At 64.5% G+C, this 20,382-nt stretch carries 20 protein-coding genes; 9 read left to right on the top strand and 11 right to left on the bottom strand.

The features are described 5' to 3' along the window. Positions 1-77: 77 nt before the first annotated feature. Both P8Q88_RS02620 and P8Q88_RS02615 read left to right on the top strand, forming a co-directional pair. Complete coding sequence (locus P8Q88_RS02620) at positions 78-290, top strand: hypothetical protein (protein ID WP_278322268.1); 213 nt, start codon at positions 78-80, stop codon at positions 288-290. Continuing rightward, positions 280-633, top strand: coding sequence for a hypothetical protein (locus tag P8Q88_RS02615; RefSeq protein ID WP_278322267.1), 354 nt, complete (start codon positions 280-282; stop codon positions 631-633). The genes P8Q88_RS02620 and P8Q88_RS02615 overlap by 11 nt, the downstream gene beginning before the upstream one ends. On the opposite strand, the gene P8Q88_RS02610 is transcribed toward P8Q88_RS02615, so the two are convergent. Genes P8Q88_RS02610 through cysS form a run of 4 tightly spaced genes read right to left on the bottom strand, consistent with a single transcriptional unit; the run spans position 630 to position 4,824 of the window. Beyond that, positions 630-2,063 (bottom strand): aldehyde dehydrogenase family protein, encoded by a 1,434-nt coding sequence (locus P8Q88_RS02610; protein WP_278322266.1) that lies wholly within the window; start codon positions 2,061-2,063, stop codon positions 630-632. The genes P8Q88_RS02615 and P8Q88_RS02610 overlap by 4 nt on opposite strands. A 50-nt stretch (positions 2,064-2,113) precedes the next feature. After that, the gene (locus P8Q88_RS02605) at positions 2,114-3,052 is read right to left on the bottom strand and encodes a D-2-hydroxyacid dehydrogenase (protein ID WP_278322265.1); all 939 of its coding nucleotides are present in this window, start codon (positions 3,050-3,052) and stop codon (positions 2,114-2,116) included. A 9-nt stretch (positions 3,053-3,061) separates the two neighbouring features. Beyond that, entirely contained in the window at positions 3,062-3,367 is a 306-nt protein-coding gene (locus tag P8Q88_RS02600) for a DUF559 domain-containing protein (RefSeq protein WP_278322264.1), read from the bottom strand. 2 nt (positions 3,368-3,369) lie between these two features. Continuing rightward, entirely contained in the window at positions 3,370-4,824 is a 1,455-nt protein-coding gene (gene cysS / locus P8Q88_RS02595) for a cysteine--tRNA ligase (RefSeq protein WP_278322263.1), read from the bottom strand. A 52-nt stretch (positions 4,825-4,876) separates the two neighbouring features. On the opposite strand from cysS, the gene P8Q88_RS02590 reads away from it, so the two are divergent. Then, positions 4,877-5,512 carry a DUF998 domain-containing protein gene (locus P8Q88_RS02590; protein WP_278322262.1) on the top strand — a complete coding sequence of 212 codons (636 nt, stop codon included), beginning with the start codon at positions 4,877-4,879 and terminating at the stop codon, positions 5,510-5,512. Between the two features lie 10 nt (positions 5,513-5,522). Here the strand turns inward: P8Q88_RS02590 and P8Q88_RS02585 are convergent, their stop codons facing one another. Further along, positions 5,523-6,194: a nitroreductase gene (locus P8Q88_RS02585; RefSeq protein WP_278322261.1), complete on the bottom strand. Its 672-nt coding sequence runs from the start codon at positions 6,192-6,194 to the stop codon at positions 5,523-5,525. Between the two features lie 97 nt (positions 6,195-6,291). On the opposite strand from P8Q88_RS02585, the gene P8Q88_RS02580 reads away from it, so the two are divergent. Beyond that, positions 6,292-6,822, top strand: a complete 531-nt coding sequence (locus P8Q88_RS02580) for a DUF2306 domain-containing protein (protein ID WP_278322260.1) — start codon at positions 6,292-6,294, stop codon at positions 6,820-6,822. Here the strand turns inward: P8Q88_RS02580 and cobT are convergent. From cobT to P8Q88_RS02565, 3 genes are all read right to left on the bottom strand, one after another. Then, positions 6,819-8,645, bottom strand: a complete 1,827-nt coding sequence (gene cobT / locus P8Q88_RS02575) for a cobaltochelatase subunit CobT (RefSeq protein ID WP_278322259.1) — start codon at positions 8,643-8,645, stop codon at positions 6,819-6,821. The genes P8Q88_RS02580 and cobT overlap by 4 nt on opposite strands. 9 nt (positions 8,646-8,654) lie before the next feature. After that, positions 8,655-9,317 (bottom strand): fructose-6-phosphate aldolase, encoded by a 663-nt coding sequence (gene fsa / locus P8Q88_RS02570; protein WP_278322258.1) that lies wholly within the window; start codon positions 9,315-9,317, stop codon positions 8,655-8,657. A 63-nt stretch (positions 9,318-9,380) separates the two neighbouring features. Next, positions 9,381-10,076 carry a DUF4197 domain-containing protein gene (locus tag P8Q88_RS02565; RefSeq protein ID WP_278322257.1) on the bottom strand — a complete coding sequence of 232 codons (696 nt, stop codon included), beginning with the start codon at positions 10,074-10,076 and terminating at the stop codon, positions 9,381-9,383. Between the two features lie 64 nt (positions 10,077-10,140). Between P8Q88_RS02565 and P8Q88_RS02560 the strand changes: the two genes are divergently transcribed. The 3 genes from P8Q88_RS02560 (at position 10,141) to P8Q88_RS02550 (ending at position 15,356) form a co-directional block, all read left to right on the top strand. Beyond that, the gene (locus P8Q88_RS02560; protein WP_278322256.1) at positions 10,141-12,306 is read left to right on the top strand and encodes a primosomal protein N'; all 2,166 of its coding nucleotides are present in this window, start codon (positions 10,141-10,143) and stop codon (positions 12,304-12,306) included. Positions 12,307-12,339: 33 nt separating this feature from the next. Next, positions 12,340-13,914 (top strand): cryptochrome/photolyase family protein, encoded by a 1,575-nt coding sequence (locus tag P8Q88_RS02555; protein ID WP_278322255.1) that lies wholly within the window; start codon positions 12,340-12,342, stop codon positions 13,912-13,914. A gap of 62 nt (positions 13,915-13,976) precedes the next feature. Then, positions 13,977-15,356: an NAD-dependent succinate-semialdehyde dehydrogenase gene (locus P8Q88_RS02550; protein ID WP_278322254.1), complete on the top strand. Its 1,380-nt coding sequence runs from the start codon at positions 13,977-13,979 to the stop codon at positions 15,354-15,356. 6 nt (positions 15,357-15,362) lie between these two features. Here P8Q88_RS02550 and P8Q88_RS02545 read toward each other — a convergent pair whose 3' ends face one another. Beyond that, positions 15,363-16,106, bottom strand: coding sequence for an isocitrate lyase/PEP mutase family protein (locus P8Q88_RS02545; RefSeq protein WP_278322253.1), 744 nt, complete (start codon positions 16,104-16,106; stop codon positions 15,363-15,365). Between the two features lie 4 nt (positions 16,107-16,110). Continuing rightward, a complete protein-coding gene (gene ada, locus P8Q88_RS02540; protein WP_446532526.1) occupies positions 16,111-17,136 on the bottom strand; it encodes a bifunctional DNA-binding transcriptional regulator/O6-methylguanine-DNA methyltransferase Ada in 1,026 nt (341 codons plus the stop codon). Between the two features lie 104 nt (positions 17,137-17,240). On the opposite strand from ada, the gene P8Q88_RS02535 reads away from it, so the two are divergent. Then, positions 17,241-18,785: a S1 family peptidase gene (locus P8Q88_RS02535; protein WP_278322251.1), complete on the top strand. Its 1,545-nt coding sequence runs from the start codon at positions 17,241-17,243 to the stop codon at positions 18,783-18,785. Between the two features lie 10 nt (positions 18,786-18,795). Here the strand turns inward: P8Q88_RS02535 and P8Q88_RS02530 are convergent, their stop codons facing one another. After that, the gene (locus P8Q88_RS02530; protein ID WP_278322250.1) at positions 18,796-19,626 is read right to left on the bottom strand and encodes a TauD/TfdA dioxygenase family protein; all 831 of its coding nucleotides are present in this window, start codon (positions 19,624-19,626) and stop codon (positions 18,796-18,798) included. 194 nt (positions 19,627-19,820) lie between these two features. Between P8Q88_RS02530 and P8Q88_RS02525 the strand changes: the two genes are divergently transcribed. Continuing rightward, on the top strand, positions 19,821-20,375 hold the full coding sequence (locus P8Q88_RS02525; RefSeq protein WP_278322249.1) for a F0F1 ATP synthase subunit delta: 555 nt from the start codon (positions 19,821-19,823) through the stop codon (positions 20,373-20,375). Positions 20,376-20,382: the final 7 nt, after the last annotated feature.

Genomic DNA, 20,382 nt, shown 5'->3' with positions numbered 1-20,382 from the left:
AGTAGGATTCCAGTTGGAACGTATAGGGAACACGGCGAATGATTCGCCAGAGAGTTCAGCCAATTGGGAGTCGCGAAATGCTGATCCGATCCGTCGAGAAGTTCCTCCGCCAACACGAAATGGCCGCCACCAAATTCGGGCGCCTTGCCGCGCACGATCCGCGATTCGTACTCGACCTGCGCATGGGCCGCGAACCGCGCGATCGCACCGAGCAGCGCATCCGTGGCTTCATGGCCGGTTTCGAAGCTGCGCGCGATTCGGGAAGCAAGGAGGCCATCCATGTCGGTTGAGACCGAAATCAAGCGCCGCACACGCACGCGCCGCTCGACCGGAGACAGGCTGCGCGAGGCACTCGTCGCGCTCTCAGGCCATCACGCGCAGGTGATCACGCATTCGGAAAAGGCCTGGGCCAGCATTACCTTTGCCGGCACGCGCCATTCCTTCGCGCTGCTCTTTGCCGGCGCGCAAGCGGTCGAGGCGGGCGAGCAGTTCATTGCCGAACTTGACGAGCACGAGTTCGCTCTCCCCGGCCAGCTGGTCGCGGACGCCAGCGTGATCGAGGTGGAGCACCGCGTGGTCCCCGATCCGCGCATCGTGGTGCAGTGCGAATTGCTGCTGCTGGAGGATGGCTAGCTGCGCCGGATCACCATGTTCCGGATTTCGGTCATGTCCTCCATCGAGAAACGGATACCCTCGCGGCCAAGGCCTGAATTCTTGACCCCGCCATAAGGCATGGAATCGACGCGGTAGCTGGGAATGTCGTTGACCATCAGCCCACCGACTTCCAGCCGATCCCACGCGTCGAGCACTTTGAACAGGTCGCGCGTGAAGATGCCCGCCTGCAGGCCGAATTCGCTGCGGTTGACCTCGAACAGGGCCTCGTCCCAGTCGCTGAATTTCATCAGCACTGCGACGGGGCCGAAGACCTCTTCGTTGACCACCTTGGCAGCCTTATCGACGTTTTCGAGGAGTGTCGCCTCGACGATGCGCCCCTCCCGCGTGCCCCCGCACAGGACCTTCGCGCCATGGTCGACGGCCTCGGCGATCCAGGCCTCGACCCGCTCGGCCTCGCCATCGTCGATCATCGGGCCGATGAAGGTTTCGCGGTCCTTGGGATCGCCGCTCTTGAGGTCCTTGGCCTTGGCGACCAGCTTGTCGCGGAAGGCATCGTAGACAGTCTCGTGGATCACGATCCGCTGCACGCTGATGCAGCTCTGGCCGGACTGGTAAAAGGCTCCCTTGATGACGCGCTCCACCGCATCGTCGAGATCGGCGTCGTGGTCGATGACGCAAGCCGCATTGCCGCCGAGTTCGAGCACGACCTTCTTCTTGCCCGCTCGCGCTTTGAGCGCCCAACCGACCTCGTCCGATCCGGTGAAACTGAGCAGCTTGAGGCGCTCGTCCACGGTAAACAGGTCTGCGCCGTCGCGGCTCGCGGGCAAAATGGAGAACGCGCCTTCTGGCAGGTCGGTCTCCGCCAGCACTTCCCCGATGATAATCGCGCCGAGCGGAGTCTTGCTGGCGGGCTTCAGGACAAAGGGGCAACCGACCGCGATGGCGGGCGCAATCTTGTGCGCGGCGAGGTTGAGCGGGAAATTGAATGGCGAGATAAAACTGCACGGCCCGATCGGGTAACGCTTCCAGATCGCCTGGTAGCCCGCCGCGCGTTCGGAAATATCGAGCGGCATGACTTCGCCATACATGCGCACCGATTCCTCGGCAGCGATGCGGAAAGTGTCGATCAGGCGCGTGACCTCTCCCTCGCTGTCGCCGATCGGCTTGCCCGCTTCGACGCAAAGCGAATAGGCGAGCTCGTCGAACCGTTCCTCGAAGCGCGATACGCAGTGGTCGAGCACTGCCTTGCGCTCGTAGCTGGCGAGCTTCGCCATCGGCTCGGTTGCGCGCACAGCACCCGCGATCGCCTCGTCGATGATTTCGGGACTGGCGAGCGCGGTGCGAAAGGCGACTTCGCCGGTATATTTGTCCGTCACCGCAAGATCGGTGTTCGGCTGCGCGGCCTTGTTGTTGAGGTAGAGCGGGTAAGTGTCCTTGAGGCTGGGCATGGCGTCTCCTGTTCACGAAGACGAACGGTCCGTTGCCGCAAGGCGTTCCGTCAGTAACCCGCGTCGAGATCCATCTGCGGCTCGACCGGCTCGCCCTTCTCCCAGCGATGCAGGTTTTCGATGAACCGGTCGGCGCTGCGCTGGAACATCTTCGACTGCGCGCGGCCCGACAGGTGCATGGTGACCTGCGCGTTCTCGAGCTCCCACAGCGGATGATCTTCGGGCAGCGGTTCAGGGTCGGTCACGTCGAGCAAGGCGCCTTCGATGGTCTTGTCCTGCAGAGCCTCGACCAGCGCCTCCTGATCGACCACATCGCCGCGTGCGATATTCACCAGCACGGCATTCGGGCGCATCGCGGCGAGCTCGATCTTGCCGATCATGCCCTTGGTCTCCTCGGTCGACGGAACCGCGAGCACGACCCAGTCGAATTCGCCTAGCTTCTGCCGCCATTCGCCGGGCTTGAGCGCGCCCTCACCGCCCGAGCGGCGCACCGGCACGACGGTCATGTCGAACGCCTCGAGCCGGGTCTTCACCAGTCCACCGATCGCGCCAAGGCCGAGCAGCAGCACCCGCTCGCCGGCGAGTTCGCGCTTGCCGGGACTGTCGAGCAGCCACTCCTTGCGGTCCTGCGCCCGCACAACGTCGCGATAGCCCTTGGCATGGGCCAGCATCAGCATGACGACATATTCGGCGATGGTCAGCGCATTGATGCCAACGCCGTTGGTGACGACAACGCCGCGCTCTTTCAGCAAGTCGAGCGGCATGAAATCCAGCCCGGCATAGATCGAGTTCAGCCATTTCAGCCTGGTCGCCGCCTTGGCGATCTCGATCATCGGCTCCTTCTCGTTGAGGTCGAACCAGCCGATCTCTGCCTCGGGTGCCATTTCCAGCGCCTGTTCCTTGCTGGCGAACCATTGCGGCTCGACCCAGCCGGGCAGGCGCGGTTCGACAAGCGGGCGGATGAGAGCGGAGAGGACGGCCTTGGTCATGCTGCGCGCTCAGTCCGCAAACCTGTCCCGGCGAGGCTCTGCGATGTCGAGGATGGCGTCCGCCACTTCGGAGGCGTTCTGCTTCACGTGACTGGGCGGCACCTGCATGATGTCGACGCGGTTCAGCTCCTGCCAGGCATCGCGCAATTCGTGGCGCGCGGTCTTGAAGGGATCGTCCTCGATCTCGACCGCAAGGTGGGCTTCGCGGCAATAGAACGGCAGGGTGAAACCGTCGCCGCCGAAATCGCGCACGAATTTCAATCCCCGTGGCGCGTCCTTCAGATGTTCCCAGAGAAGCGCCTGCGGGTCTGCCATCGTCAAAGCCTCCATTCCCATCCCAGCGGGTCGCCGTCCATCACCTCGACGCCCTTGTCCGCCAAACTGTTACGGATCGCGTCCGAAGTTGCAAAATCTTTTGCCGCGCGCGCTTCCTTGCGGCGGAGGAGTTCGGCTTCGATCTCGGCTTCGGTGATCTGAGCGTCCGCCGGGCGGATGCGGAGGTCGGTTCGGGAAAGCGTGAACAGGCGAAGTCCGAGGACGGCGTCCATATCCTCGATTACGGCGCGCTTCACGCCGCCGTCGATTTTCTTGACCGCCAGCGCTTCCTCCAAGGCGACAAGAGCCACAGCCGTGTTGAGATCATCGGATATCGCCGAGGCGAATTTTTCGCGCATGGGCGCAAGCTTGGGGTGGGAAGGATTGCCAGCGGCCTCGTCCTTCAGTCGCTCCACGGCCATCACCATGCGCTTCAGCCGCGTCAGCGCCGCCTGCAGCCCTTCCCAGCTGAATTCCAGCTCGCTGCGGTAATGCGCCTGCAGGCACATCAGGCGATAGGCGAGCGGGTGGTAGCCCTTGTCGACCAGCAATTGCAGGCGCAGGAATTCGCCCGCGCTCTTGCTCATCTTGCCGCTCCGCTCGACGAGGAAGTTGTTGTGCATCCAGATGCGCGCGCCCGAATTGCGCGCATCGTCCAGCCCATTGGTGCAGCAATAGGCCTGGTTCTGCGCGATCTCGTTCGGGTGGTGGATCTCGCGGTGGTCGATGCCGCCCGTGTGGATGTCGAAGGGGAAGCCGAGCAGCGCCTCGCCCATGACCGAGCATTCGAGGTGCCAGCCGGGCGCGCCCCTGCCCCAGGGCGAATTCCATTCCATCTGCCGCGTCTCGCCCGCAGGCGTCTTGCGCCAGATCGCAAAGTCGGCCGCGTTGCGCTTGCCCTCGACCGTGTCGATCCGGCCCTCCCCATCGTCGGTAACCGCGCGCGCCAGCCGGCCGTAATCGTCCACGGTCGACACATCGAAATAGAGGCCGCTGTCGAGTTCGTAGCAGTGCTTGTCGGCGATCCTTTCGCCCCAAGCGATCATCGCCTCGACATACTCGGTCGCGCGCGGGTGTTGCTTGGGCTGCACGTTCAGCCGCGCAAGGTCGCGCTCGAAATCCTCCTGGTAGAACTTGGCAATGTCCCACGCACTCTTGTTCTCGCGCGCGGCCATCTTCTCCATCTTGTCCTCGCCCTCGTCCGCATCCGAGGTAAGGTGGCCGACATCGGTGATATTGATGATGTGGGTGAGCTTGTAGCCCTTCCACTGCAGCACCCGTCCCAACGTATCGGCGAAGACATAGGCGCGCATGTTGCCGATGTGCTGGTAATTGTAGACCGTCGGCCCGCAGGAATAGACGCGCGCTTCGCCGGGGTGGACCGGAACGAACTCCTCCAGCTGGCGGTTCAAACTGTTGAATAGCCTGAGCGGCTTATCGTTCGCAGCGTCGGTCATCGGCGCGGCTGATGGGGCAAAGCGCCGCTTTTCGCAATAGCAGGGGAACAGCATGAGCACCGATAGCGGCACCAATACGCCGTCGCGCCTGATGGGCGGTCTCACCATCGCCGGATGCCTTGTCGCGATCGTCGCCGATTTCACCACTGCCGCCCTCTCCGGCCGCTTCAACGCAATGGAGAACACGATCAGCAATCTCGCCGCCGGCCGGTACGACTGGCTGGCGGACGCAGGCATCTACGCATTCGTCATCGCCGTCCTGTCGGCGACCATCGGGCTGTGGCGCTGGCGCATCGACCGGCTGGACTGGCGGATCGGGACCATCGCGCTGATCGCGCTTGCCGGGTGCATCACGCTGATCGGGGCTTACGAGGCCTACAGCACCGGCGACGGCCCGGTGATCCACTATCGCCTCGTCTATGCGATCGGCGCCCTGTTTCCCGCCGCCGCCCTGCTGACAGCCGGACAATTCCATACGATGAACAAGGCGGTGGGGATCGGACTGTACGCGCTGGGCGGCCTGTTCCTGGTGCTCGGTCCGGGCCTGTTCATCGTGCCCACCGATATCGATGGCGGCTTCGAGCGGGTGCTTGCCGTGCTGATGCTAGGCTGGTTCCTGATCGTCGGGATCTACATCTGGCGCGATCCGGACGTGGCCCGCGAGGTTGACGACGACCAGCAGCACTGACGCGAAGGCGCTACCACCCCTCCCAACGTACGCTCTCGTCGATGTCGGCGCGCCGGACTTCGAAATTGTTCACCGCCGCATCTTCGTCGCGATAGCCGATGGCGACGCCGCAGAAGAAGATGTGGTCCTCGGGAATATCGACCATCTCGCGGATTTGCGGGGAATAGACTGCCCACGCCTCCTGGAAGCAGGTGTCGAGGCCCTCTTCGCGGCAGAGCAGGCCGATGGTCTGGAGCCACATACCGATATCGCTCCACTGCGGCGGGCCCATGTATTTGGGCGTGTGGACCAGCATCAGAACCGGCGCACCGAAGGCGCGGAAGTTGTTGGCGAACCACATCAGGCGCTTGCCCTTGTCCTCGCGGCTTATTTCCAGCGCGCCATACATGTCTTCGCCCACCCCGCGACGGCGCTGTTCATAGGCGCCGTCGAGTTCGGGGGGATAGACGTGATATTCGGGTGCATGCGCCGCACGGCCCTTGGGAAACTCCTTGGCAATCCGGTCGAACAGCCTCTGCATCGGTTCGCCGGTAAGGACGATGCCGTGCCACGGCTGGGTGTTGCCGCCGGAGGGAGAACGCTGCGCCTTTTCGAGAATGCGGGTGAGCGTCTCGCGCTCGACCGGCTCGTCGGTAAAGGCGCGAACGGAGCGGCGGGTCTGGACGGCATCGGATACGTTCATGCCGCGTGCCTACCAGCCACGCGGCAATAGGCAATATTCGAGGTGTATTGCGCAGACAGAACAGCCGGTCTACCGTCGTTCGCTGAGGAGAGAGCCGATGTCCGAACTCAGCGTCTTGTTGCAAGTCCATATCGGTGCGGCTTTGGCGGCGATCCTGACCGGCGCGATCGTTTTCGTGTTGCCTAAAGGCGGCGTGCGCCACAGGCGATGGGCATACGTCTATGTAACCGCCATGTTGGCAACTACGGGCGTCGTAGTCTTCGTGCCTGCAACCGTCCTTGAATTCGGCAACAGCGGATGGGGCTTTTTCCATCTTTTCATCGTTGTCGGCGGAGTCAGCTCGCTGGTTGGCGTCTTCGCTCTTTGGAAGTGGAATCGCACGCGCGATCCGGCGTGGCTTCGCAATCACCAGATGCGTTTTGCCTTTTCCTATGCCGGTCTTTTGATGGCTGGCTTCAGCCAAATAGCCACCAATCCCCGGTTTGGCGTGGTAGGAGTTCTCGATCCGAAAAGCTTCTGGATGATCTTCATCGCCATCAACGTGGCCATTCTCGCCATCGCAATGGTAATGGTGAACAGGTATCTCGCCAAAGGCGATCCCCGGCGGCGGTATGCCTTGAAGCCCTAGTTTTCGATCTCGAACAAGTCAGCCAGCTGCTCGATGATCGTGCCACCCAGCTGCTCGACATCCATGATCGTCACCGAGCGGCGGTAGTAGCGCGTCACGTCATGCCCGATCCCAATCGCCGCCAGTTGCACAGGCGATTGCTTCTCGATCCAGTCGATCACCTTGCGCAAATGGCTTTCGAGATAGCCCGCCTGGTTGACGCTCAGCGTGCTGTCGTCGACCGGGGCACCGTCGGAGATGACCATCAGGATGCGGCGGTCTTCGGGGCGGCGGAGCAGGCGGTCGTGCGCCCAGAGCAGCGCCTCGCCGTCGATGTTTTCCTTCAGCAGCCCTTCGCGCATCATCAGGCCGAGGTTGCGGCGCGCGCGGCGCCAGGGTTCGTCGGCCTGCTTGTAGAGGATGTGGCGCAGATCGTTGAGGCGGCCGGGATTGGCGGGGCGGCCGTCGGCGAGCCACGCCTCGCGTGATTGCCCGCCCTTCCACGCGCGGGTGGTGAAGCCGAGGATCTCGGTCTTCACGCCGCATCGCTCCAGCGTGCGCGCAAGGATATCGGCGCTGATCGCGGCGATGCTGATCGGGCGGCCGCGCATCGAGCCCGAATTGTCGATAAGCAGCGTGACCACCGTGTCCTTGAACTCGGTATCGCGTTCGATCTTGTAGGAGAGCGCATGGCCGGGGCTGACGACCACGCGGGTGAGCCGCGCGGCATCGAGCATGCCCTCTTCCTGGTCGAAGTCCCAGCTGCGGTTCTGCTGCGCCATCAGGCGGCGCTGGAGGCGGTTGGCGAGTCGGGTGACGACGCCTTGCAGGCCCGCCAGCTGGCTGTCGAGATACTGCCGCAGCCGGTCGAGTTCCTCGTTGTCGCACAGCTCGGGCGCCTCGACGACCTCGTCGAATGTGTCGGTATAGGGCTTGTAGTCGAAGCCTTCGGGGATCTCGGTCCACGGGCGGTTCGGGCGCACGGGCTGCATGCCCTCGCCCTCCTCGTCCGAGGGATCGCCGTCGGTCATTTCCTGCTCGCCCTCGACCTCCTGGTCGGCGTCGCCCTCGGCCTCGCCGTCGGTCACGTCGGAGCGCATGTCGCTGGCCTGCGGTTCGGCGCCGCCCTCGTCTTCCTCGTCGGTATCCTCGTCCTGCTCGGGGCTTTCGCCATCGTCCTCGTCGCCGTCCTCGCTATCGGTCGGCTCGGGATTTTCGGGGAGCGTCAGGTCGAGATGCCGCAGCATGTCGAGCGTCAGGTCCTGGAAGGCGGTCTGGTCGTCGAGCACGCCCGCCAGATCGTCCATGTCGGTCCCGATCTTGGCGAGAATATCCTCGCGCACCATGTCCACCGCGCTGCGCGCGCGCTCGGGAATCGCCTCGCCGGTGAGCGCCTCGCGCAGCATCAGCGACAGCGCGGTCGGCAGCGGAACTTCGTTTGCCTCGTCGGCGCGGACGATGGGATCGGCATTGGTCCGCATCTCGACTGCCGAGCCGAGATTGTCGCGTATGCCGGCATAGCGATTGGTGCCGATCGCCTCGTAGCGGACCTGCTCGATGGCATCGTAACAGGCGCGCGCGATCGGCTCGGAGGGCGCGCCCCTGGTGTGCAAAGCTTCGTTGTGATGGCGCAGCTTGAGCGCGAAGCTGTCCGCGAAGCCGCGCGCCTCGGTCGCCTGTTCGCGCGGGAGCGTGCGGCCCGGCAACGGCACGCGGAAGTTCTTGCCCGCCTGCGCCGGGGCGTCCGCGCTCCATGCGACTTCGACCTCCGGCTCGTTCGCCAGCGCACGGCTGGCACCGGTCAGCGCCTGCTTGAAACGATCGAGGGGGGTCTGGTCTGCCACGCGGCCTATTTAGGACGTCGGAATGGTCTGGCCAGTCTTTTCCCAGTCCTTCGTGAAGCCCTCGATGCCCTTGTCGGTCAGGACGTGCTTGAACAGCCCCTTGATGACGGCGGGCGGCATCGTCGCGACATCGGCACCGATGCGCGCGCTTTCGAGCACATGGACCGGATTGCGGATGCTGGCGACGAGGATCTCGGTCGTGAAGCCGGGATAGTTGTCGTAGATCGTGCGGATGTCGCGGATCAGCGCCATGCCGTCGAAGCCGTTGTCGTCATGCCGGCCGACGAAGGGCGAGACGAAGGTCGCGCCGGCCTTCGCCGCGAGCAGCGCCTGGTTGGCTGAGAAGCAAAGCGTGACGTTCACCATGGTGCCGTCGCCGGTCAGCTTCTTGCAGGTCTTCAGCCCGTCGATCGTCAGCGGCACCTTGATGCAGACATTGTCCGCGATCCGGCGCAGCGTCTCGGCCTCTTTCATCATCATGTCGTGATCGAGCGCGACGACTTCCGCGCTGACCGGGCCATCGACGAGGTCGCAGATTTCCTTGGTCACTTCCATGAAATCGCGGCCCGACTTGGCGATCAGCGAGGGGTTGGTGGTGACCCCGTCGAGCAGGCCGGTGTCGGCCATTTCCTTGATGTCGGCGATGTCGGCGGTGTCGACGAAAAATTTCATGTGCGGCTGGCTCCCGGGGGATTGCGATTCCCGGGCAGCCTTAGCGATGCGTCGGGCGCGCGGCTAGTACCCCGAGCCGGCCCCGAACACGCCGATGATCAACGGGTCGCGCGTGGCGCCCGGATCGCGGCGGATCGCGGCTTCCTCGTTGCCGATCTCGCGCCAGATGGTGTTGTCGATATTGTCGGCGAAACGCGTAGTCGCGCCCGACAGGTCGACGCCGGTGAGGCCGTTGATCAGCTCGCCGACCAACGGATCGCTGGCGACGCGCATCGCGGTGCCGAGTTCAGGCACCATCGCCTCGATCAGCGTGCGGCCCATCGACTGCCGCAGGAAGGCGGTGGCCGCGGTCGGACCGCCACGCACGAGGTCGATGGCGTTCTGGATGCCGATGGTGCGGACGGCATCGGTCACCAGCGGCGCGGCGCGCTCCGCGCCCTCGTAGGCGATGTCCCCAAAGGCATTTTCGAGCCGGTTCTTGAACAGCGCGGAGGTCAGGATCCGGCTGAGCACATCGCCCCGCGTCCCCAGAAGGTTGCCCAGGCCCAGCTGGGCCACCTGGTCGTCCCAGAAACCGTTCGCCTGCAGCATTCGCGCAAAGGCGCGCTCGCTCGACAGGAACAGGATGCGCTGGACCGCATCGACCATGCCGAATCCGCCGAGGCTTGCACAGCCGGGCAGCGCCAATGCCGCACCACCAAGGGAAATGCCGCCCAGGAATGCGCGACGTCCGGTGGGTCTCACAAGAATATCGGTCATTTTTTCAGTCCTCATGTTCCCCACCCTTGTTTCGCCCCTGTCGCGCCGCCCATATTACGGCGCCATGAACCGTGTTCGCTGCCTCGTCCTCAATGCCGCCCTGGGTCCGCTGGACTACAAGGTGCCCGAAGGGCTGCATGTCGAAGCCGGGTCGGTCGTCGAATGCCCGCTGGGTCCGCGCACGATAATCGGCATCGTCTGGGAGGCTGAACGGCTTCCCGGAACCGAGGTTCCTGCGGAGAAGCTGCGCAATTTGAGAGGGATATTGCCGGTACCGCCGCTGTCGGCGCCGCTCCGGCGGCTTATCGAGTGGACGGCGGACTATTACGTCGCCTCGCTGTCGAGCGTGGCGCGGATGGCGCTGTCTTCGGGCGGCGCGCTCAAGGGTCCGGCGACGATGACCGAATATCGCCTGACCGGCGGCATGCCCGAACGCATGACGCCGCAACGCCACGCCGCAATGAAGGCGCTGGAGGGCGAGCAGGCGAACATTCGCGAGCTGTCCGGCATCGCCGGCGTCAGCGAAGGCGTGCTGCGCGGGCTGGTCAACCAGGGCGTGCTGGAACCGGTCGAGGTCGATTGCGACCGCCCCTATCCCGATGCCCGCCCCGACTTCGCCCATGTCGAGCTGAGTGCTGAACAGGCCGAGGCGTCTGGCGTGTTCGCCGAGGCCGTGCGCAAGGCCGAGTTCGCCCCCTTCCTGCTCGATGGCGTGACCGGGTCGGGCAAGACCGAAACTTATTTCGAACCGATCGCCGAAGCGCTGCGAATGGGGCGGCAGGTGCTCGTCCTGCTGCCCGAGATCGCGCTGACCGAAAACTTTCTTCATCGGTTCGAAGAGCGGTTCGGGGCGGCTCCGGTGCTTTGGCACTCGTCGCTCAAGTCGACCGAGCGGCGGCGCGCCTACCGAGCAGTGGCGCAGGGTACGGCGCAGGTCGTGGTCGGCGCGCGCTCGGCCCTGTTCCTGCCCTTCGCCAACCTCGGCCTGATCGTTGTCGACGAGGCGCATGAGATCAGTTTCAAGCAGGAAGACGGCGTGCGATACAATGCGCGCGATGTCGCCGTGATGCGCGCGCATTTCGAGCAGGTGCCGGTGATCCTCGCAAGCGCCACGCCCGCGCTCGAAAGCCTGCAGATGGCCGAAAGCGGGATCTACTCCAAGATCGACCTGCCGAGCCGCTTCGGCGGGGCGGAACTGCCGAGCATCGACACGATCGACCTGACCGAGGAAAAGCCGCCGACCGGAATGTGGCTGGCGCAGCGGCTGGTCGACGGGATCGAAGACCGGCTGGCCAAGGGCGAGCAATCGCTCCTGTTCCTCAACCGCCGCGGCTATGCGCCGCTGACGCTGTGCCGCAATTGCGGCTTCCGCTACCAGTGCCCCAATTGCAGCGCCTGGCTGGTCGAGCATCGCTTCAGCCGCCGCCTCGCCTGCCACCATTGCGGCCACGAGACGCCGAGCCCGCAGGCCTGCACCGAATGCGGAGAGCCCGATTGCCTCGTCGCCTGCGGCCCCGGCGTGGAGCGGATCGCCGACGAGGTGGCCGAGCGCCTGCCCGAAGCGCGCGTGTTCGTGGCCACCTCGGACACGCTCAACTCGCCGGGCAAAGCAGCGGAATTCATCGCCGCGGTCGAGGCGCGCGAGGTGGACGTGATCGTCGGCACGCAATTGGTAACCAAGGGGTTCCATTTCCCCGAACTCACGCTGGTAGGCGTGGTCGATGCCGATCTCGGGCTCGAAGGCGGCGATCTGCGCGCGGGCGAGCGGACCTATCAGCAGGTCGCGCAGGTGGCAGGCCGCGCGGGGCGCGGGACCAAGCCGGGCGAGGTGCTGATACAGACCCGCCATCCCGAAGCCAGCGTCATTGCCGCGCTGGCCGACGGCGACCGCGATGCCTTCTATGAAGCCGAAACCGAAGCGCGCCGCCATGCCGGTGCCCCACCCTTCGGTCGCTGGGCTGCCATCATCATCTCCAGCGAGGACGATGCCGAAGCGCGCGAAGCCGCCAATCGCCTCGGCGCGTTTCGCCCGCAAGTGGATGACTGCATGATCCTCGGCCCCGCACCAGCACCGATGGCTTTGCTCCGCAATCGCTACCGCTACCGCTTCCTCATCAACGCGCGCCGCAGCGTGCAATTGCAGGACGTCATCCGCGGCTGGCTGCGGCAGGTCGATCATCCGCCCGGCGTGCGCGTGGCGGTGGATATCGATCCCTACAGTTTCGTCTGAGGCACCGGCAGCCTGCCTACGCGTTCACCCGCCATGGCAGACACCTCCGACGGCCCCGTCCTCGTCCCCATCCTCGGCGACCAGCTGACCCGCGACATCGCCTCGATCAGGGGCCGGACCAAGGACGATACCGTCATCCTGATGATGGAGGTCTGGGACGAGGCCACTTACGTCAAGCATCACAAGCAGAAGATCGCCCTGATCTTTTCCGCCATGCGCCACTTTGCAGCCGAGCTCGAAGATGCCGGCTGGACGGTCGACTATGTCGAGCTGACCGACGAGGACAATGCCGGCAGCTTCACCGGCGAGGTCGCCCGCGCGGTGGAGCGGCACGATCCGCGCGCGATCCATGTGGTCGAGGCCGGCGAATGGCGGGTCCAGCAGGCCATCGAGGAGTGGCCCGACAAATTCGCCTGCGAAGTCGAAATCCTTCCGGACGATCGCTACATCTGCCCGCTCGCCGATTTCAACGAATGGGCCGAGGATCGCGACACGCTCCGCATGGAAAATTTCTACCGCGAGATGCGCAAGCGCACCGGCATCCTGATGGACAATGACGGCAAGCCCAAGGGCGGCGAGTGGAATTACGACGAGGACAATCGCGCTTCGCCCAAGGACGAGATGAACCCGCCCGAGCGACCGCTGTTCGAGCCCGACGAGATCACGCGGGAATGCATCGAGCTCGTCGAGGACAAGTTCGGCGACCACTTCGGCAATCTCGACAATTTCGGCTGGCCGGTCACGCGGGACGAGGCGGAAAAGGCCGCCGATGCCTTTTTCAAGGAGCGGATCGAGAAGTTCGGGAAGTATCAGGACGCGATGGTCCACGGGCAGGACGATCTGTGGCATTCGATGCTGTCGACCAGCATCAACCTCGGCCTGCTCGACCCGCTCGAACTCTGCAAACGCGCGGAGCAGTGCTACGAAGATGGCACCGCGCCGATCAATTCGGTGGAGGGCTTCATCCGCCAGCTGATCGGGTGGCGCGAATATGTGCGCGGTTTCTACTGGCGCTTCATGCCGGATCTCGAGAGCAACAATGCTCTCAACGCCCAGCGCGGCCTGCCAGAATTCTACTGGACCGGCGAGACGGACATGCGCTGCCTTGCTGACAGTATCCGCTCCACCCGCGACAATGCGCATGCCCATCACATCCAGCGGCTGATGGTGCTTGGCAATTTCTGCCTGCTGGCCGGGATCAATCCGCGCGAAGTGCAGGACTGGTACCTGGTGGTCTATGCTGATGCCTATCAATGGGTCGAATTGCCCAATGTCGCGGCGATGATCCTGTATGCCGATGGCGGCAAGCTCGCGTCCAAACCCTATTCGGCGAGCGGGAATTACATCAACAAGATGAGCAATTACTGCTCCGACTGCAAATACTCGGTCAACAAGAAGGTCGAGGAGGACGCCTGTCCCTTCAACTCGCTCTACTGGTATTTCATGGACCGCCACCGCGACCGGTTCGAGAAGAACCCGCGTATCGGGCGCATCTATTCCAACTGGGACCGGATGGATGGCGACAAGCGGCAGGCCTATCTCGACCGGGCGGAACAGTTCCTCGACACGCTGATACCGGCCGACAGCAGCTGGGCGCACGCGGAATAGGCGGGGAACGGGGCACCGCACTCGGCCATTGATGGGGCAAACGCCAAACCGAAAGAGGCCCCATGTCCAGCATCACCACCGTCAATCCCGCCACCGGCGAAGACATCGAAACCTATCAGCAGCTCTCGAAAGACGAAGCCTTTGCCAAGGTCGAGGCCTGTCACAAGGCCTTTACCGAGTGGAAGCAGCGCAGCCTCGAAGACCGGGCCGAAGTCATCAAAGGCCTCGGCAAGGGCCTGCGCGACACCAAGGAAGAGCTCGCCCAGCTGATGACGCGGGAGGTCGGCAAGCTGATCGGCGACAGCCGCGACGAGGTCGAGCTATGTGCGGCCATCTGCGATTACACCGCGGCCAACGGGCCATCCGAACTCGCCGACGAACAGCGCGACCCGAACAATGCGGCGCGCGGCATCGTCACCTATTCGCCCATTGGTGTGGTCTATGGCATCCAGCCGTGGAACTTCCCGGCCTATCAAGTGATCCGCTACGCCATCGCCAGCCTGATGGTCGGCAATGGCGTGCTGCTGAAGCACTCCTCGCTATGCACCGGCAGCGGGCTGATGATCGAGACAATCTTCAAGGATGCAGGCCTACCGGAAAACCTTTTCACCGTTCTGGTGATCGATCACGACACGTCCGATGCGATCATCGAGCATGACAAGGTGCGCGGCGTCACGCTCACCGGTTCGGACGGGGCGGGCCGCCATGTCGGCGAAAAAGCGGGTAAGGCAATCAAGCCGACCGTGCTCGAGCTCGGCTCGAACGACGCCTATATGGTGCTGGAGGACGCAGATCTCGACAAGGCGGCAAAAGTCTGCGCGCGGGCCCGGCTCTACAACAACGGCCAGACCTGCATCAACGGCAAGCGCTTCATCGTGACCGATAAGGTCTACGACGCTTTCCTCGAGAAGTTCGTCGCCCATTTCGAGGGCGTGAAACTGGGCGACCCGACCGACGAGGACAGCGACATGGGACCGATGTCCTCCGCCGACCTGCGCGACGATCTGCAAGAGCAGGTGGACGAGTCGGTCAAGAAGGGCGCAAAGATCGCCTGCGGTGGGAGCATTCCCGACCGGAAGGGCGCTTGGTATCCTGCCACCGTCCTGACCGATGTCGCGCCCGGCCAGCCCGCCTATGACGACGAGTTGTTTGGCCCGGTCGCAAGCGTTATCCGCGCGAAGGACGACGAGGACGCCATGCGGCTCGCCAACGACAGCCGCTATGGCCTGGGCGGCGGAATCCTGTGCGGCGACATCGATCGCGCGATCGAAATGGCGAGCAAGCACTTCGACACCGGCATGGTCTTCATCAACACCTATGGCGTGGCCGATCCGTCCATGCCTTTCGGCGGGGTCAAGAATTCCGGATATGGCCGCGAACACGGCGGTTTCGGCATCAAGGAATTCGCCAACGCCAAAGCAATCTTCGTCGGCGCCGACTAACTGCGCCTATGAAAACGCGGCCGCGGCTGCCGCTTCGACCTGCGCGATGGCATCGCGCCATGGCGCAGGTCCGTAGCTGATCCGTGCCACGCCAAGCGCGGACAGGTCGTGATTGGAAATCATGGACGGCAGCCGCATGACATTCACCGGCAATGCGACCTCACGGCAGAGCCGCTCGATCAGCTCCGGTTCCGACAGGCCCGGAGCGAAAAAGCAACCGGCCCTCGCCGCACCATACGCCGCCGCCCGTTCGATCGCGGCGTCGACAAGATCCGCACGGTTCGGGTCTTCGCCCGCCATCAGCGGCGCGAGGAACAGGTCGGTCCGCGCGTTCACGAACAAGCCGGCCGATGCTGCGGCTTCGATGCGCTCGCACTGTTCGGACACATAGCGCAAGCCTTCGCCGGCAATCAGGCGATCCTCCAGATTGCAGCCGACGGCCCCAGCCTCGCGCAGTTTTGCAAGGTTGGCTCCTACGCCCGCCGCGCTCTCCGCATACCCGGTTTCGACATCCACGCTGACCGGCAGGGCGCAAGCGGGTGTGATCTGCCGCACCGTCGCCAGCAAGGCGTCGAACGGTAGCGCCTCGCCATCATCGAAGCCTTGCGCTCCGGCAAGCGACAGGGACCCGGTCGCGATCGCCCGCGCGCCGGCGCGAGCCACGGCTGCGGCGCTGCCCGCATCCCAGATGTTGAACAGCACGAGGGGTTCGGCGCTGGTATGCAGCGCCGCGAAATCGTCGATTCTCATGGGATTATTCCTTCTCGCGTCTCAGCAGTTCGGACTTGATTTCGGTGCCGTAGGCGTAGCCGCCGATCGAACCATCCGCCTGGACGACCCGGTGGCAGGGAATGAGCACGGCGATATTGTTGGCGCCGTTCGCGCCGCCCACTGCACGGCTTGCCTTAGGATTGCCGAGCGCAGCAGCCAGTTCGCCATAGCTGCGGGTTTCGCCCGGGGGGATGTCGCGCAAGGCCTGCCACACTCGCTGCTGGAAGGCGGTGCCCTTCACGTCAAGGGGAATGGCCGACACGTCGCTCCCTGGTCGCTCCACCGCTTTGACAACCTTGTCGAACAGGGCTTCGAAATCTTCGCTTCCCTCGACCAGTTCGGCCTTGGGGAAGCGGGCACACAATTCGGCCTCGCCTTCCCCGAACGAGAGGCAGCACACGCCTTCCTCGGTCGCAGCAATCAACATTTGGCCAAGGCTGGTCTCGACGACCGACCACCTGATCGTTCGGCCCTTCCCGCCGTCGCGCCAGTCGCTTGCCGTCATCCCCAGCCGTCCTTTCATGTCCTCGTAGAAGCGCGAGGCGGAGCCATAGCCCGCCTCGTAGATCGCGTCGGTCACGCTCTCACCCGCGCTCAGCGCGTCGCGTGCGCGCTCTTCCCGCAAGGCGCGGGCATAGGCAGCGGGCGAAAGGCCGGTGGCGCGCTTGAACACCCGCTGGAAATGGGTGGGCGAGTAGCCCGCGATCTGCGCCAGCGCGATGAGCGAGGGTGCGTCCTCCGCCTGTCGGATTTCGTCGATCGCCGACAGAACCGCAGCCTCGTCGCGTGCGACATCGTCGGGCAGGCAGCGCTTACAGGCGCGTAGGCCCGCCGCACGCGCCTCGGCCCCGCTAGTGAAGAATCGCACGTTTTCCCGCAGGGGATGACGCGCAGCGCAGGACGGGCGGCAGTAGATCCCGGTGCTCAGCACACCCGTGACGAAACGCCCGTCATAGTAACGGTCGCGCCGCTTTACCGCCATCCAGGCTTCGTTCTCGCCAATGCTCATCACCATCTCCATAGCCGATCGCACGGCCCTTTTGACCAGTCTTGCGCACACCGTGCATCCCGCCGCTTGCGATCAAAGCGATTGCCGGCCAAAAGCTGCCGCGGATGGGACGATTTCTGACATGTCTTGCGGCCGCACTGGCCTTGCTCGCACCGGCGATGCTCCATGCCGAGCCAGCCGACATCGATGCCGCGGCGCGTGGCGTGGTGCGGGTGCTCATCATCGGTGACGATGATGGCGAACTGTTTCCCGTCAGCCACGGCACCGGATTTGCCGTATCGGGCGACATGGTCGTCACCAATGCCCATGTGGTCGAGGATGCGATCCGCGACGAGGACTTGCAGATCGGCATCATTCCGAGCGGCGGCGGCGAAGCGACTTATGCGCGGCTGGTGGCCCGTTCGAGTAGGAACGACCTTGCACTGCTTCAGCTGACCGGATCGCTGCGCCTGCCGCGCCTCGCGCTGGCGGGCGGCCCGGCTCCCGATAGCGGCGAAGTAACGAGCGTCGGCTATCCCATGAACGTCGACCGCGCGCAGGGGCTGGAGATCGGCGACATTTTCCGCAGCCAGCCGCCGGTCAAGAGCCGCGGCTTCATCTCCGGCGCGCGGCCGAGCCGCCAGTTCGACACCATCCTTCACACCGCCCCGATCGCACGCGGCAATTCGGGCGGGCCGCTTCTCGATAGCTGTGGCCGCGTGCTGGGGGTCAACAGCTTCGGCGCCGACAATGAGGGCGGCGATGCCGAGTTCTTCTTCGCCGTCTCCATGCGCGAATTGCTCCCCTTCCTGCGCGCCAATGGCGTGACGCCGCGCGTCAACGAGCAACCCTGCATTTCAATGGCCGAACTGAATGCCGCCGAACGCGAGCGGATCGAGCAGGAGCAGGATGCCGCGCGCGCCGATCTCGCACAGCGCAGCGAACAGACGCGGCTGAAACGGGAGCGCGCCCAATTCGAGGCCGAACAATCGGTCATGACAGAACGCGAGGATCGGGTGTTCCTGGCCTTCGTGCTGCTACTGGTGGCTTTCGCGCTCGGCCAGTGGACCATCGCGCTCTACAATGCCGAGCCGCGCGACGAGAAACGCCTGCGTATTGTTGCGGGGATAACGATCGTCATCGTGCTGGCCGCGCTGGCGGCCTATCTCACGCGCCCGGGCCTCGACGAGATCGACCGACGGGTCGCCGCCGCCATGCAGGAAGGCGAGGACGCTGATAACGATACGCCCACGGCCTCTTCCAATGGCGACCTCGCCCTGCAGTGCACGCTGCTGCCCGAGCGCAGCCGAATCACCAGCGCCGAGGCGCAGGACCTGACGTTCGACTGGCAGTCGAGCGGCTGCGTCAACGAGCGTACGCAATATGGCTTTGCCGGCGGCACCTGGAGCCGCGTCTTCGTGCCCAATTCGGAAGACGCTGTCTCGGTCAACAGCTTCGACCCCGACCGCCGCATTTATCGCGTCGAACGCTACCTGCTGCCGCGCAGCGAGATGAGCGCTGCGCGCGAGGCGCGTGCCCGCTATACCGCCCCCAAGTGCGGCGCAGGCGATGCCGCCAGCAGGCTCGGCGATCTGCAGACCGAGGTTCTCGGGCAGTTGCCGCAGCAGCCGAACGAACGGCTGGTCTACGAATGCGCGCCGCGAAACTAGCGCTGCCGGCCTAGGCGGCCAGCGCTTGTCCGCTCAGCGTAATGCGATGCATTTCGCGCGCGTGACCCTGATAGTCGTTCAGCGCATTGTGCCACGTCGTCCGATTGTCCCAGATCGCGACCGCTCCCGGCTCCCATTGGACGCGGCAGGTGTTGTCCGCCGCCAGCGCCTCGGCATAGAGCCGCTGGAGCAGCGGCAGGCTCTCCTCGCGCGTCCGGCCGACGATGTTCACCGTGAAGGCCCGATTGACATAGAGCAGCTTGCGACCCGTCACCGGGTGGCGGATCACCACCGGATGGGTCGCGCCGGTCTTGAGGTCCTGCCCGCGCAGGTCGCTGCCCATGTCGGTCTTCGCATAGAGACCATCCGACTTGTAGATATGATCGGCGCAATGGAATGCCTCCAGCCCCTCGATCTCCTCCTTCAGGTCGTCGGGCAGCGCGTCATAGGCCTCGCCCATATGAGCGAATAGCGTGTCGCCCCCATTGGGCGGCAGCGTGCGGGCAACCAGGATCGAACCCATCGCGGGTATCTGGTCGTAGGAATGGTCGGTGTGCCAGTCCCCGCCGATATTCATGATCTGGTCGGCCTTCTTCCGCACGACCGCGATCTCGCGATGCTCGTCGGTCAGCGGGAAGTAATTGTTGATGTCGATCCCGCCCCACCGCTTGGCGAAGGCGATATGCGCTTGCGGGGTAAAATCATCCTGCCCGCGAAACAGCGCCACACCGTGTTCGTAGATCGCGCTACGGATCGCATCGAGCGTCTCGCCCCCGGCCTCGCTCAACCGGACCCCTTTGATCTCGACCCCGCACTTGCGGGCCAGCGGCACCATCTCCATCGCGTCTCTCCCACGCTATGGGCAGCATTCTACGCCAGCGGCGCACGGAGTCCAGATTCCAGCGGGGAGTCGGCTTGCCTTTGGCAGGGGCCTTTGCTAGGCGCGCGCCGACCCTGCCGGGGCGATGGTATCCGTCGCCCGCATCCGGCATGGACACACAAAGTTTTCTCCGGACCCAAGAGGACCTCAAGCGCGTGGATATTTCCGCCGGTATTCAGGCTAGCCTGGCAGGCCGTTACGCCTCGGCCCTGTTCGATCTCGCAAGCGAGGCCGGCACGGTCACCGCCGTCGAATCGGACCTCGAAAAGCTCGAAGCCGGGCTGAACGAATCGGACGAGCTGCGCATGCTCACCACCAACCCCAAGGTCTCGCGCGGTGCCGCGGAAAAGGCGCTGTGGGGCGTTTCGGCGATCATGGGCCTGTCCGATCTGACGCAGAACTTCCTCGGCGTGCTGGCGCAGAACCGTCGCCTGTCGCAACTGCCGCAGGTCATCCGCGCCTTCCGCGCGATCGCCGCCGCACAGCGCGGCGAAGTGACTGCCGAAGTCACCAGCGCGCACGCCCTCACCGATGCGCAGCTAGCCGATCTCAAGACCAAGCTGACGGCCCGCGAAGGCCGCACGGTCAAGCTTTCCACGAAGGTCGACCCCGAGCTTCTCGGCGGCCTCGTCGTCACCATCGGATCGAAGCGCATCGACGGCTCGATCCGCACCCGTCTCAATTCGCTTTCCCAGGCCATGAAGGCTTAAAGGACAC

Origin of the sequence: Qipengyuania marincola (assembly GCF_029688625.1) — a bacterium.
In the GTDB taxonomy this organism is placed as follows: domain Bacteria; phylum Pseudomonadota; class Alphaproteobacteria; order Sphingomonadales; family Sphingomonadaceae; genus Qipengyuania.
The sequence above is the reverse complement of the archived record's forward strand: the minus strand, read 5'-3'. Positions and strand labels throughout refer to the sequence as shown.